Origin of the sequence: Blautia sp. OF09-25XD (assembly GCF_003482095.1) — a bacterium.
Lineage (GTDB): Bacteria > Bacillota > Clostridia > Lachnospirales > Lachnospiraceae > Fusicatenibacter > Fusicatenibacter saccharivorans.
This window is the reverse complement of sequence record NZ_QUMG01000006.1, coordinates 85207-99425: the sequence shown is the minus strand read 5'-3', so window position 1 is coordinate 99425 and position 14219 is coordinate 85207. Positions and strand designations below refer to the sequence as shown.

General features: G+C 46.2%; 12 protein-coding genes. All 12 read left to right on the top strand.

Features of this window, described 5'->3' with window-relative positions:
• Positions 1–11: 11 nt before the first annotated feature.
• Complete coding sequence (locus DXA93_RS06860) at positions 12–191, top strand: hypothetical protein (RefSeq protein WP_119207918.1); 180 nt, start codon at positions 12–14, stop codon at positions 189–191.
• A gap of 10 nt (positions 192–201) precedes the next feature.
• Positions 202–528, top strand: a complete 327-nt coding sequence (locus DXA93_RS06855) for a phage head-tail connector protein (RefSeq protein ID WP_119207917.1) — start codon at positions 202–204, stop codon at positions 526–528.
• A complete protein-coding gene (locus tag DXA93_RS06850) occupies positions 525–827 on the top strand; it encodes a hypothetical protein (RefSeq protein WP_119207916.1) in 303 nt (100 codons plus the stop codon). Before DXA93_RS06855 ends, DXA93_RS06850 begins: the two co-directional genes overlap by 4 nt.
• Complete coding sequence (locus tag DXA93_RS06845) at positions 827–1162, top strand: HK97-gp10 family putative phage morphogenesis protein (protein ID WP_199709555.1); 336 nt, start codon at positions 827–829, stop codon at positions 1160–1162. Before DXA93_RS06850 ends, DXA93_RS06845 begins: the two co-directional genes overlap by 1 nt.
• A 4-nt stretch (positions 1163–1166) precedes the next feature.
• On the top strand, positions 1167–1553 hold the full coding sequence (locus DXA93_RS06840) for a hypothetical protein (RefSeq protein WP_119207914.1): 387 nt from the start codon (positions 1167–1169) through the stop codon (positions 1551–1553).
• Between the two features lie 9 nt (positions 1554–1562).
• Entirely contained in the window at positions 1563–2093 is a 531-nt protein-coding gene (locus DXA93_RS06835) for a phage major tail protein, TP901-1 family (protein ID WP_119207913.1), read from the top strand.
• A 56-nt stretch (positions 2094–2149) separates the two neighbouring features.
• Positions 2150–2521 (top strand): tail assembly chaperone, encoded by a 372-nt coding sequence (locus DXA93_RS06830; protein ID WP_119207912.1) that lies wholly within the window; start codon positions 2150–2152, stop codon positions 2519–2521.
• Positions 2522–2649: 128 nt separating this feature from the next.
• Positions 2650–2910 (top strand): hypothetical protein, encoded by a 261-nt coding sequence (locus tag DXA93_RS06825; protein WP_070103726.1) that lies wholly within the window; start codon positions 2650–2652, stop codon positions 2908–2910.
• Complete coding sequence (locus DXA93_RS06820; protein WP_119207911.1) at positions 2894–4714, top strand: phage tail tape measure protein; 1821 nt, start codon at positions 2894–2896, stop codon at positions 4712–4714. The genes DXA93_RS06825 and DXA93_RS06820 overlap by 17 nt, the downstream gene beginning before the upstream one ends.
• A 140-nt stretch (positions 4715–4854) precedes the next feature.
• Entirely contained in the window at positions 4855–6606 is a 1752-nt protein-coding gene (locus tag DXA93_RS06815; RefSeq protein WP_158583271.1) for a hypothetical protein, read from the top strand.
• Positions 6599–8185, top strand: coding sequence for a distal tail protein Dit (locus DXA93_RS06810; protein ID WP_119207909.1), 1587 nt, complete (start codon positions 6599–6601; stop codon positions 8183–8185). Before DXA93_RS06815 ends, DXA93_RS06810 begins: the two co-directional genes overlap by 8 nt.
• Complete coding sequence (locus DXA93_RS19030) at positions 8119–14205, top strand: phage tail spike protein (protein ID WP_119207908.1); 6087 nt, start codon at positions 8119–8121, stop codon at positions 14203–14205. Before DXA93_RS06810 ends, DXA93_RS19030 begins: the two co-directional genes overlap by 67 nt.
• Positions 14206–14219: the final 14 nt, after the last annotated feature.

Genomic DNA, 14219 nt, shown 5'->3' with positions numbered 1-14219 from the left:
AGGAGGAACCTATGTACAGGGTGATTGAATACTTTACGGATCTTCATGACGATGACCATGAGTACCGAGAGGGTGATGTTTTCCCGCGCGAGGGAATCAAGGTCTCGAAAGAGCGTCTGGAAGAGCTTGCTTCGGATAAAAACCTGCGTGGAACCCCGGTGATCGAACTGGTAAAAGAACCAGAGAAGTAGGAGGCAGTCGATGCTCGAAGATCTGAAACTGCTTCTTGGACTGGAAGACACAGATAAAAAGACAGAACAGCAGCTACAGCTGATTCTGAATGCCACGAAACAGCGGTTGAAATTTCTTCTTGGCGGTCTGGAGCCGCCGGAAGAAATGGAATACATCATATTGGATGTTTCAGTCATTCGATTCAACCGAATCGGATCAGAAGGGCTCTCCTCTCACAGTGTTGAGGGCGAGAGCCTTTCCTGGTCTGAAAATGATTTTGCCGGGTACATGGATGATATTCAGTCTTATCTGGACAGCCAGCGGGAGGCAAGGAAGGGAAAGGTGAAGTTTTTGTGAGATACGATACGCCAATTTTCTTCCGGCGAGTCCTGCCGGGTGAGTATGATCCAACGACTGGAAACTATGCCGACGATCAGGTAACAGAGGTGCGGAAAATGGCATCTGTGATGGATACGCGGGCGGAAATCATGCAGATCGTATACGGTGGGATCCGTCAGGGCAGCGTGACAGTGCAGCTCCAGAACCATTATCAGAAGCCATATGACAGAATTCGGATCGGGAACACGAACTATAAAGTGGACTATACGCGGAAATTGCGTGTAAAACAGACATTCATACTATCGGAGGTGGTCTGATGCCGAAAATCAAGCTGGAAGGAATGGAAAAACTGCAGGTTAAACTGAAAAAAAACGTGCAGATGAGTAAAGTGAAACAGATAGTAAAGGATAATGGTGCAGCGCTGCAGGAGGCCGCACAGAGAAAAGCTCCAGTGGATACTGGTAATTTGAAACGAAACATCGGTCTTGAGATCCGAGATGGCGGTCTTACGGCGGAAGTAGAGCCGACGGCAGAGTATGCGGCGTATGTGGAGTATGGTACCCGTTTTATGAACGCACAGCCTTATATGCGGCCGTCCTATAACCAGCAGAAGGAAAAATTCAAGTCGGATATGAAGAAATTAGTGAGGTGAACTGATGGATCCACAGCAGGAATTGTTCAGTGCCCTTCTGGTTGCACTGAAAAAAGAATATCCGGACAGCGTGTATGATACGTTTCTGCCGCCGGAAGGCACGCCATACCCGTTTCTTTATCTGGCAGACAACGACCAGAATGACAGGGAAAATAAAAGCGCTGTGTTCGGGACGGTCAGCCAGACGATCCATGTATGGCACAGCAATCCACGGCAGCGTGGAACGGTATCACAGATACTGCTGCAGGCAAAACAGATCTGCAGGAAATTAGAACATACCGGCCACTTTTCCTGGTCCGTGCAGGAAATGAATCAGCAGATATTGGCGGACATAACAACGAAACAGCCACTTCTTCACGGAATTCTGGAAGTGACCTTTTCATTCAGTTAGGAGAACAGCATGAGAAAAACAATTGATTTGCAGTTATTTGCAGATGCGATCCGTGGCAAAAAGATCGTCTATCTGTACCGTCTCAAGAAAGACGCGGCTAAAAATGCAGCTACAGCATTAGCCTTTACTACAGAAAACGGAAGAACGACAAGCAAGGATGCAGATACCACAGAGACCAAGGACGGCACGATTCGAACCCCGGGAGCAGCCGAGGTTGAGATTACGGCAACCAGTATTCTTGCCAAGGGCGACACACTGATCGACTCTCTTGAAGATGCCATGATCAATGATGAACTGGTTGAGATCTGGGAAGCAAATCTGGATGAACCAGCATCCAGCGGAAGCAATAAATTCAAGGGAAAATATTTCCAGGGTTACGTAACGGAGCTGGAAAAGACTTCGAATGCCGAGGATATGGTAGAAGTATCCCTTACCTTTGGCGTAAACGGAACCGGCGAGAAAGGCGATGTGACAGTGACAGCCGCACAGCAGGAAGTAGCGGCATACGTATTTACAGATACAACTAAAACAGGAGCGTAAAAATGCAGAGGGCGAGCAATCGTCCTCTTTTTTGAACAGTAAAGGAGAAAAATGATATGGAACTTACAATCAATGGACAGGTGTATCAGTTTAATTTTGGCATGGGATTCATGAGAGAAATGAATAAAAAAGTAACTATGCCGGTAGACGGAGTAAAAGATGCTAAGAAGAATATTGGCCTGAGATACGCTGTGGCAGGGATCATGGACGGAGATGTAGAGTCTCTTGAGGATCTGTTACTCGTAGCGAATAAAGGGCAGAATCCGAGAGCAACTACAGAAATTCTGGATGAATATATTGATGATCCGGATACCGATATCAATCAGCTCTTCGAAGATACGATGGGTTTCTTAAAGAGTGCAAATGCTACGAAGAAATGCGTCCAGAATCTCGAGAAGACGATCGAGGAAGAAAAAGCGAAGAAGTAGGCGATATAACTCATGAAGAGGCGAGCTTCGAAGAACAATACCGGGAAGCTGCAATCAGCTGCTTCCGGTATTTGGGATTCACATCGTTTGAGCAGGTTGATCGTCTGACGATAGCACAGTACGAAATTATGATGGAAGCGCTGAGATATCGGATAGTAGACGACGAATACAGGGCACATCGGCAAGCCTTTCTGAATTTTGCTGCCCAGGCGCAGAAAAAATCTGGGAAGAAAACAGTGCCAGTATACAAAAGATTCCGAAATTTCTTCGACTATGAAAAAGAATTAAAAAATGTGAAGGAAAAGAAACATAAGAAGAGCGATCCGCGTTTTGTTGGAATATCCAAGTTGTTAAAGAAAGGAGGGCGAACAGATGGCAGAATCTTATAGCGTAAAAGCGGTTTTGTGCGCGGAAGATAAAAACTTCTCGTCAATGATGAAATCATGTAGCAGTTATGCTGATAATCTGAAAAATACGCTTACAAGTGGAATTGGATTTGGTGCTATGGCGGCGATTGGATCCAAGGCAGTCTCGGCAATCGGAAGCGGACTGAAAAGCTTGACTGCTGGTGCAATAAGCGCTGGCGCGAATTTTGAGAATGCTATGTCGTCTGTAGCAGCTATTTCCGGAGCTACAGGATCCGACTTTGATAGACTGTCTGAAAAGGCAAAACAGCTTGGAAAATCCACGCAGTACACCGCAAGCGAGACAGCTTCTGCGATGGAGTATATGGCAATGGCCGGCTGGAAAACTGAGGATATGTTAAATGGAATCGAAGGTGTAATGGATCTAGCCGCAGCGTCGGGAGAAGATTTGGCAGGCGTTTCTGACATTGTAACAGATGCGATGACAGCGTTCGGCTTATCAGCAGATGGCACAACCAAAATTATTAAAGATGGTTTTACGAAAGAAGTTTCTAACGCTTCACATTTTGCTGACGTTCTTGCAGCGGCTTCGGCCAATTCCAATACAAATGTTGCCATGTTGGGTGAATCATTTAAATATGCGGCTCCGGTAGCTGGATCGTTAGGCTATAGTGTAGAAGATACAGCCATCGCTCTCGGTCTCATGGCTTCATCAGGATTGAAAAGCAGCATGGCCGGAAGTAGCCTTCGAACTATTCTGACGAATCTTGCAAAGCCAACAGATGATATCAGTGACGCAATGGATTATTTGGGCATATCGTTGCAGAATGGTGATGGCTCGATGAAGTCTCTGATGGACATTGTAACCGATCTGCGCGGTGCATTTGGACAATGCAAAATGCCAATGGATCAGTTCCAAGAGAACCTTGCAAAACTTGACGAAAAGTATGCCAATGGAGAGCTGACAGAAAAGAAGTATAATGAAGCATTAGCAGATTTAACGGAAAAGGCTTATGGAGCAGAGGGAGCGTTAAAGGCCAAATACGCTGCTACGTTAGCTGGAAAAGAGGGTATGTCAGGTCTGCTTTCAATCGTGAGTGCGGCACCAGAGGATTTTGACAAGTTAACCAATGCCATTTATAACAGTGACGGTGCAGCCAAAGAAATGGCAGAGATCAAAATGGATAATCTTCAGCACGATGTCGTGAAACTGCAGTCTGCTATGGAAGGACTTGGAATTACTGCATTCAACCAGGTTGGCGGAAAAATGAGAGGTTTGGTTGGCATCGCAACTGAGACGGTTGGAAAAATTGATGAAAAGCTTGCCAGCGGAAAAGGGATCGAAAAGGCTGTCGATAAAATAGAATCAATGGTTGAGAAAGCAAAACCATATTGGGATATTTTCAAAACGGACGCATTGGAAGCGGGAACGGCACTGGGCGATGCGGCTGGGGCGATCATAGGAGATATCAAGAAGCTTTCAGGTTCTTTTGGCAGCACAGAAAGTATTGAAAATTTCTCTACCACTTTGGGAGAGGTCAAAGATGGAATTGTAGCAGTTTCGGGATTTTTGGAAAAACATTCGGACGCGATTGCAAAAGTAGCGGTGGCACTTCCGAAACTCTTGATTGCATATAAAGGCTTTAAAATCGTTAAGGCTGTAGCACCATTTGTTGGCGCATTTACAGGAGCTGTTGGAGGGCTGGCAAAGGCTGGACTCGGGAAAATCGCACCTGGGCTATTTGGTGTTTCAAAAGGCCAGGAGGCGGTTGGAAAATCCAGCGGCGGTAGTGCGAAGAAAATGGTAGCGTCTGCCAAGCTTTTATGATGATGGGCGTTGGAGTGCTGGCGATCAGCGCAGGATTCTACTTGCTTGCACAGTCGGCAATTGCAGTAGCCAATGCTGGTCCGGGGGCAATAGCTGTTTTTGCCGGTTTGATTGGCGTGGTAGTAGGGCTCGCAGTTGGTATGACGAAATTGTTTTCATCTATGTCCGGCGGTTCAAAGAAATTAACAGCGATGGCACCGGCGCTTCTGGCGTTGGGAGCGGCTGTGCTAATGATTAGCGCAGGTTTGGCACTTTTGGCATATTCTTCGATTCAGTTGGCGAGTGCCGGTCCGCTGGCTATCGGCGTAATGGTAGGAATGGTGGTTGCACTTGGCGGCTTGATGCTGGTGGCCAAGAGTGTAGCGCCAACGCTTTCGGCCGGAGCGGTTGGATTTGTTGCGTTTGGCGCTGCGGTATTAATTGCAGCAGTCGGAATCAGTTTGTTATCCTTGGCGGCTATTAATCTTGCAAATGCCGGTCCGCTGGCTATTGGATGTATGGTTGGCATGGTTGCGGCAATCGCTTTGTTGGCAGTTGGAGCGGCTGCTCTTGGACCAGCACTAACAGTGGGAGCAGTTGGTTTTATTGCATTTGGAGCCGCTATTGTTTTGGTGGCAACAGGTGCGTTGATTGCCAGCGCGGCATTGGCGGTTGTGTCCGCTGTTCTTCCTTCAATTGTACAATATGGAAGCCAGGGAGCGGTAGCTATTGCTCAGCTTGGCACAAGCATGATTGTTTTTGGCACCGGAGCTGCTGTTGGAGGAGTTGGCGCAACCGTGCTCGGAGTTGGTCTTGCGTTGGTCGGCGTAACTGCACTGGCTGCAGCCGCAGGAGTAATTGCATTGGCTGCCGGAGCAGCGGTGCTTGGAGCTTCGCTTGTGATGGCAGGTGCAGGTTTGACGATTATGGGAGCAGCGTTTCCACTTGTAGCGGCTGGCGCAAAGGCCAGTGCGGCTGGATTGACGGCATTACTTGGATCTGGTACTGCGGCCAGTGCAGTTTTTGTGATTTTGGCAGGATCTTCTGGCGCGGCAGCTGTAACAGTTGGCGTATTTGCAGCGGCAATGGTGGCCGGAGCCGCAGGAACCGGTCTTATGGTAGTTGCTCTGAAATCAGTAAATTCCAGTATGAAGTCAATCGCCGGAAATGCGAAAAGCGCTGAAAAATCGCTTACAGGTATGCGCTCCAGCGTGAATGTTGTGAATTCTGGGCTGGATGCATTGGGAAACAAGGCGAAATCTGCGATCAGTGCATTGATTAAGCAGTTTTCCCAAGGTGAAAGTAAAGCGAAGACTTCTGGAAATGCGGTTGGAAATAATTTTAATAATGGCGTTTCAGCTGGAATGTCAAGGGCGGTTTCTACAGCAGAAACAATGTCAAATTCAATCGTAATTACCATGCGATCATCGGCAGGTGGGGCCTATAACAGCGGTGCTTACATCGGCATGGGTCTCGCTAACGGTATGGCAAGTCAGGTTGGCTATGTAAGAGCAGTGGCGGCACAGCTTGCGGCTGCTGCAGAGGCGGCAATCCGCGCGAAAGCACAGATTCACAGTCCGTCACGGGTTGCGGATAAGCTTGGTAGTTATTTTGGAATCGGCTGGATCAACGGGCTTATGGATCATGTCCAGGAAGCAAAACAGGCAACTATGGAACTGATACAAATTCCAGAGCTTGCACCTGTGCCGGAAATCGGGATGAGCCTTAGAACAGGCTATGAAGATCTGAACGACAGTTACCAGTACAGCAGCAGCGGAAAGTATACCATCTACGTACCGGTTAATCTGGACGGAAGAGAGATTGGAAAAGCGACTGCAACGTATACACGAGAAGAAATTGAGAAACAGGAGACAAGGGAGAACAGAAAGAAAGGCAGGAGAACTAATGTATAACTTTGTAGATACCACAGAGCGGTACCCAGGGCAGAACCTGCCTTCGGAGGCTCTCATGTTTAATGGAAACTATTTGGAAAATGTGATTCCCGGATACCGGACACTGTATGTGTCCGGCCGGGAAATTATCAATACAGAACTTACGGAGCTGGAAGTCGGTGCATTGGACGGTGCGAGGTACAGAAGGAAACGGTACCCGTCAAGGACGATCGTGGTAGGATATCAGCTGATTGCGGAAGATAATGGGGCTTTCCGGAATGCGTACAACAAACTGAATGCATTGCTGGATGAGGAGCAGGCAACGCTGATTTTTGCCGATGAACCGGATAAGTTTTTCATTGGAACAAAGCAGGGGTCTTCTGAGGTTCCGACCGGTAAGAACGCCATCGCATCAGAACTCGAATTTTACTGCGCAGATCCATTTAAATATTCCGTTGAGGAATTTACAGCCAAACCAACTGCGGATGGCGGAAAAACGTTCGTCGTGTCCTACAATGGCACGTACAAAGCATTTCCGTCCTTCCAGGCGAAAATGAAAAGCGACAATGGAATGATTGGATTCGTGAATGAATCAAAGAAAATCCTTCAGTTTGGCGACCCGGATGAAACGGACGGCGAAACGTACGGCGAAACGTACAAAAAAAGTGAAATGGTAACAAACTATAAGGACAGAAGAATATGGGCAAAAGATACGAAATGGACAGACGACACAGGAAATAATTTTCTTCACGACACGAGTAAAACAGCCGGAAAATTGAGTGTTATGGATGTTTATGACGGGACGCAGGGGCTGTATTTGGCCAGCAGTGGATATGCTACAACGGCAAATAAAAATGGATGGAACGGGGCAATGAAAACAATTCCGATTGTGGATTCAAACGGAACGAAGGGATCTGCTAATCTATATTGTTACGTGAACAGCTGGTTTGAGACGGGTTTGATGGGGCAGACAGGATGCCAGGCGGTTGCTTTTTGCGATACAAATGGAAAAATGATTTGTTGCCAGGAAATCTATAAGAATGACATGAGCGGAAACACAGCAGCTATGTGCATGTGGGTAGGTGGAAATAAACCGCGAGTTGTAAAGAAATATACATTTGAACCATGCTACAGAGACGATTCCAATCCATATAATCGTTTGCGTGGTGATAGCGATATTTTAAAGAGTGGCGAAAAAATACGTTTCTACTGGTTTGGCGGATACAAAGAATTCACAGTTCCGGAGTTAAAAGATACAAAAGTATGCAGCGTAAAGCTTTACATTGGACAGTGGGGAGCGCGAGATACAGGGAATCAATTCGTCACGAGAAATTATTTCCGTGGGATTTCCATCCGCATCGACAATGTAGAGAAATGGCGAGATATCCCGAACAAATTTGCGGCAAACCAGATCTTAACGGCAGACTGCAGCAATGGAGATGTTACATTGCAGGGGCTTCCACGGCAGGATCTTGGAGCACTTGGAAATGATTGGGAAGGGTTCTACTTGAAACCTGGGACGAATCAGATCGAATGTATCGCTTCGAACTGGGCAACACAACCAGAGTTTACGATGAAATACAGGGAGGTGTTTCTGTGATTTTGTATTTTACGGACAGACATATGAATGTTCTGGGGCAGGCGAGTACACATCTTCCGGAAGGGCTGAGAGTTTCAGATGACCTGAAAACGGAAGAAGTAGAAGCTGGTGTTGCAACACTTGAATTTACACTGAATTATACAGAAAAAACGAGAAAAGAAGCTTCTCGGTATGGGGCAGTCGGAAATTACATTCTCCGAAAGAATGGAGAGGAAGAGGAATTCTATACCATCATTACCAGTGAGGAGAATGTTTTTAAACAGGAAGTCGAAATTTATGCAGAAGACGCAGGAATGGATCTACTGAATGAAACGGTTGGAGCCTATGCGGCCGACAAAGCATACCCGGCGAGCTATTACGTTGAGAAATTCAGCTACGATTCCGGTTTTGAAGTAGGACTGAACGAGGTCAGCAATCTGAACAGAAAACTGTCCTGGGAGGGGGAAACAACAGCTTCGGAGAGAATTCTGAGTGTTGCCACACAGTTTGACGCGGAGGTATCGTACAGTTTTGAGATCGATCGGCTGCGGATCCGGCACAAGTATATCAATCTACATAAAAAACGGGGAACAGACAGCGGCAGGGAGCTGCGGATCAATCGGGAGATCAACAATATCATTGTAAAGAGTTCTGTGGAAGATCTGGCGACTGCACTGTCCGTTACAGGAGGTTATCCGGAGGAAAGCGAGACGCCAATCACTTTAAAGGGATACAAATACGATGATGGCGACATCTATTTATCCGGCAGCACGCTGTATTCCAGGAGCGCTGTGGCAAAATGGAGCAGGTATCTGTCTGAAAAGGGAAATGGAACAGGGCATATTGTCCAGTCATATTCCTACGATACCACCAGTCAGTCAGAACTCTGCAACCGGGCAGTTTCAAAGCTGAAAAAGATCTATGATGCAGCGGTATCCTATGAGGTTGAACTTGCGTATCTGCCGGATGGAATCCGGATTGGTGATACAGTGAACGTCGTGGACGATGCAGGAGAACTATATTTGTCGGCACGTATCATGAAGCTGGAGTCTTCAGCTGCGAACGATGAATATACCGCTACGCTTGGAGATTACAAGGCAAAATCAAGCGGTATATCAGATAAAATGGTGGAACTGGCTGCTCAGTTCGAAAAACTGGCACAGAACCGGACGTTTTATACCTGGGTTGTTTTTGGCGATTCAGAAACAGGCAGCGGAATTTCACTTAACTCAAGTGGGAAAAAATATATGGGCATTGCCTATAACCAGACGACAAAACAGCCTGCGTTGACAGACCCAGGCATTTACAGTTGGGTAAAGGTTGCTGGCGATCAGGGAATCGCAGGAGCACCGGGAAAAGACGGCCTGACAAGCTTTTTCCACGTAAGATACGCGGACGTCTTAAACCCTGCAGCAAGCCAGCTGAGGAAGGACACTGGAAAATATATTGGAACGTATACGGATTTTACATTTGAAGACAGTACGGATCCAACGAAGTATACTTGGAGACAGTTCCAGGGAGATGACGGAGAAGATGGAGCGGACGGAATTCCGGGTGTAAATGGAACCAATGGTGAGACCAGCTACCTGCATATAGCCTATGCAATCAGCGCGGACGGAAAGTCCGGATTTTCTACAACGAACAGCGTAGATAAGACTTATATCGGACAATACGTGGATTTCGCAAAAGAAGACAGCACGAATCCGGCAAAATACCGGTGGACGAAGTTCCAGGGACCAAAAGGCGACAAAGGAGATCCGGGAACGCAGGGATTGCAGGGAATCCAGGGAGAAAAGGGAGACCAGGGCATTCAGGGTGAAAAGGGCGCGGACGGAAAAACACAGTACACGCATATTGCTTATGCGAACAGTTCCGATGGAAAAGTTGGATTTTCCGTATCTGATGCGGCTCGTGATTACGTCGGAATGTATGTGGATTTTACAGCAGCAGACAGCACGGATCCGGCAAAATACAGCTGGTCGAAAATCAAAGGCGCAGATGGTACACAGGGAATCCAGGGCAAGCCGGGAACAGACGGAAAAACGCCGTATCTGCATGTCGCATACGCCAATAGCGCAGACGGGAAGACAGGATTTTCTGTTTCGAATTCGGCAGGAAAAACGTACATTGGCGTGTACACAGATTATACCAAGGCTGATTCCACGGAACCAACGAAGTACAAATGGACGAAGATTCAGGGGCCGCAGGGAACGCAGGGTTTGCAGGGAATACAGGGAGAAAAAGGAGAGCAGGGCATTCCCGGGAAAGACGGAAAGAACGGTTCAACAACGTACTTCCACATCAAATACGCTGCAGTATCTAACCCGACAGCAAGCCAGATGACAGAAGTACCCAATACGTATATTGGAACGTATGTGGATTTTACGGCAGCAGATTCAGCAGATCCTGCAAAATATACGTGGTCAAGGTTCCAAGGCATCCAAGGTGAAAAGGGAACGCAGGGTATTCCGGGAACAAATGGAGTAAACGGAAGAACGTCGTATCTGCACATTAAGTATTCGAATGACGGTGGAAAGACATTTACCGGAAACAGCGGCGAAGATAGTGGAACTTACATTGGAACATGTGTAGATTACACACAGAACGATCCGACCAATGTTAGCGCCTATAGCTGGGCGAAAATCAAGGGCGAGACGGGAGCAAAAGGTGATAAGGGTGATACGGGTGCAAGTGGAAAAGGCGTTAAATCTACTGCAGTAACATATCAGGCAAGTTCGTCTGGAACTACGATCCCTACTGGAGTATGGTCAGCAACTCCTCCGGCGACAAGTGCGGACAAACCATATTTCTGGACTCGTACGATCATCACCTATACGGATAATACAACTTCAACTGCTTACAACGTTGGTAGTACACCGGAAGGAATTGTCGTCGGTGGGCGAAATTTATTGGTGGGAACACATAAATCTCCCATAACGTATACCTATCCAACATCGGGATATGCTGATAAATGCTCATGGAAAACAACGGTCTTACTAAATGGAAGTGTATATACATTATCCTTCTGGGCAAAGTCATCTGTCAATGGCGATAAAATACGAGTGCATTTTTATAATCCGTCAAATATTATTTCTGTAGTTGGCAGTCAAGGACAAAGATCAACCTACACGGATGGTTTATGCGACTTCGTTCTTACTACTACAATGACAAAATATTGGGTTACATATACGATACCTAAAGGTGGAAATAGCACGAGAAGTGTTATAATTCCGAGATTAGGTCTAGGCGCTACTGGCACCGGAACACTTACTTTTCAATGGGAAAAATTAGAAGAAGGTAACATTGCAACTGACTGGACACCAGCTCCAGAGGATTATGTATCTTTTGTTGATGTTGAGTATTATCTTTCAACATCGGCAACATCACTTTCTGGTGGATCATGGTCGACGACAGCGCCAACATGGGTTAATGGAAAGTATATGTGGAGTCGTACGGTAACAACGGACGGAGCTGGTAACAGAACGTATTCGCCAAATCAAAATGGAGTTTGCATTGCAGGAGCACAGGGAGCAACCGGAGCCAAAGGTGATAAAGGAGATACTGGAGGGACTGGTGCAACCGGTAAAGGCGTTAAATCTATTGTAGAACAGTATTACAAATCAACGTCAGCAACAGCCATGTCCGGCGGATCGTGGAGCACGACTTATCCTGGATGGGAGAACAGTAAATATATTTGGACGAGATCGGTGATTACCTATACTGACAACACGACTTCAACGACAACAGCAGTTTGCGTCACGGGAAGTAAAGGGGATAAAGGTGCTACTGGAGGAACTGGTCCAACTGGAAATGGTATCAAGAGCATAACGGAGCATTATGCTGTTTCAACCTCGAATTCGTCGGCTCCTACGACATGGTCAACGGCTGTGCCAACAATGACCGAAACAAATAAGTATTTGTGGAATTATGAAACCATTACATATACAAATAACACCACAAATGATACGGCTAAAAGGGTTATTGGCGTTTATGGCAATAAGGGAGCCACTGGAGAAGATGGAAAAAATGGTACAAATTTATGGGTAAATCCGCTATTTGAGTCAGGAAAGCCTCAGATAACAAGGATTGATACAAGCGTCACAGCTCCAAATGGCGCGGCAGTTAATATACTTGATCACAGAGATCATCAAAATAGCTCAACAGCTTTTCCAGTATTTCCGGGACACCAGTATCGCATAACTGTTCACCGAAAGCGGATAACGGGTTCCCTCGAATTGAACTCCGGCATATGGTACATAACACGGACGTCTGGAAACGCTTACGATACAATTGTGGCGCCGACATCAACCAAAGATCTTGGTAACAGTTGGCAGGAAGCGACATATAACTTCACTTGTCCATCAGGAAAATCAAAAGGAAGCGTATATTTTCAGATAGAACAGCAGACAAACAATATCACAACTAAATGGTATATTGCAAATGTCATTTGTGTTGATATAACAGGCTTAAAAGGTGATACTGGAGCCAAAGGTGATAAAGGGGATAAAGGAGCAACTGGTCCTCAGGGACCACAAGGTCCTCAAGGTGTAAAAGGAGATAAAGGTCCTCAGGGAGATAAAGGTGCAACCGGCGCAACAGGTCCTCAAGGTCCACAGGGCGCTGCAGGTAAGGACGCAAATCAGGTAGTGCATACGGTAAATGGAAACGGTGAGTCAAATCTTTATGTCGAATTTGCTACAATAAAGATCACAGGTTCGTATGCAAATCAGCCAACAACATTTAAACTTGGTGGCAGAGGTTTTGAGACAACTGATGTCCAGTTTAGTTTTATCTCTGCAAATAACTCAGATCCTGGATTGGATTTCCTAAGATCTTCAGGCGGATGGTCATTATGGATTTATAAAAAGACTACTTCAACGTGGGGCCTTATAACAAGATTAAATGAACCGTATGGGCAGCTGAGAGTATTTAACTATACTCAAGGTTCTGGTCCATATACAGTGACGTGGACATCAACCAAATTAGCTTCTTTACCATCTGGTTCAATTAATGCGAATCCTTTACAAGCAGCAAAAACAGCCACCAACTTTATGCAGTTTACTGATGGGACCGGATTGGAAGTTGGTAATAAAACCAGCGGATCTTGGTCTGGTTATCGGACTAAGATTTCAGCATCAGCATTTGAGATTCTTAACCGGGCAGGAACGACACTCGCATATTATGGTGATAAGTTGATACAGCTTGGAAAGAACGCAAAAGATGCGGTTATTGAGTTATGTGGCGGTGTCGGTAAGATTTTGGTTGAAACAAAATCCGGCAATGCGGCTCTGTCAATCCAGAGCGAATATGTAGATATTAAAGGTGTCCACGAATCTGTATTGGAGACATCAAGTTCTTCTGGAAGCTGTATAGCCGGAGCTGTTGACGATTCTTTTGTTGTAAATACTTACTCGGATGCCAACAACAAAGCAAACTTCGACATGGGTAACGGTAGTATTATTCTTGAATCAAAGAAGAAAGGTTATCAGGCAGAGGTCGAATTTTATGGCTGTGGCTGGTCTGGAGGAGTGTATACTGGAGCGTTCGCACCGACCAAGGCGTACTCCGAAAAGATTATGCTCGGAGATAGTGGAAGAGTATGGGAGCGTTTGATCGTTAAAAACTCCCCACAGGTCACATCCGATCGCCGCGCCAAAACAAACATATTTCCACTCGGTGAGAGCAAGATCAATAAGACGGATATTCATTCAGAGCTGTTCGATCGCTTAAAACCAGTTCAGTATCGGATGATTGACGGTGATGGGCGCATTTGTTATGGATTCGTCGCACAGGATGTCGTAGAAGCCATGCGAGAACTCGGAATCCGAGAAGACGAGCTGGATCTGGTACACCACGACAGGAAGAACACTGAGGATAGCTATATTGATACTTATAGTATGGTATATACTAATTTGATTGCGGTAATAACGCATGAGCTTCAACTCGAAAAGCAAAGAAGATCGAACCTTGAAGTAGAGGTTGCGGATCTAAGAAGTGAACTTGAATCCATGAGAGATAATATCTCTGGAGATACAAATTAATTTTTAGGAGGACA

Bases quoted from the DNA above. Each gene is read 5' to 3' on its own strand.
- DXA93_RS06810 (WP_119207909.1), top strand. From the start codon at position 6,599: ATGTATAACTTTGTAGATACCACAGAGCGGTACCCAGGGCAGAACCTG.
- DXA93_RS06825 (WP_070103726.1), top strand. From the start codon at position 2,650: ATGATGGAAGCGCTGAGATATCGGATAGTAGACGACGAATACAGGGCA.
- DXA93_RS06855 (WP_119207917.1), top strand. From the start codon at position 202: ATGCTCGAAGATCTGAAACTGCTTCTTGGACTGGAAGACACAGATAAA.
- DXA93_RS06830 (WP_119207912.1), top strand. From the start codon at position 2,150: ATGGAACTTACAATCAATGGACAGGTGTATCAGTTTAATTTTGGCATG.
- DXA93_RS19030 (WP_119207908.1), top strand. From the start codon at position 8,119: ATGTATCGCTTCGAACTGGGCAACACAACCAGAGTTTACGATGAAATA.
- DXA93_RS06835 (WP_119207913.1), top strand. From the start codon at position 1,563: ATGAGAAAAACAATTGATTTGCAGTTATTTGCAGATGCGATCCGTGGC.
- DXA93_RS06860 (WP_119207918.1), top strand. From the start codon at position 12: ATGTACAGGGTGATTGAATACTTTACGGATCTTCATGACGATGACCAT.
- DXA93_RS06840 (WP_119207914.1), top strand. From the start codon at position 1,167: ATGGATCCACAGCAGGAATTGTTCAGTGCCCTTCTGGTTGCACTGAAA.
- DXA93_RS06820 (WP_119207911.1), top strand. From the start codon at position 2,894: ATGGCAGAATCTTATAGCGTAAAAGCGGTTTTGTGCGCGGAAGATAAA.
- DXA93_RS06845 (WP_199709555.1), top strand. From the start codon at position 827: ATGCCGAAAATCAAGCTGGAAGGAATGGAAAAACTGCAGGTTAAACTG.
- DXA93_RS06815 (WP_158583271.1), top strand. From the start codon at position 4,855: ATGACGAAATTGTTTTCATCTATGTCCGGCGGTTCAAAGAAATTAACA.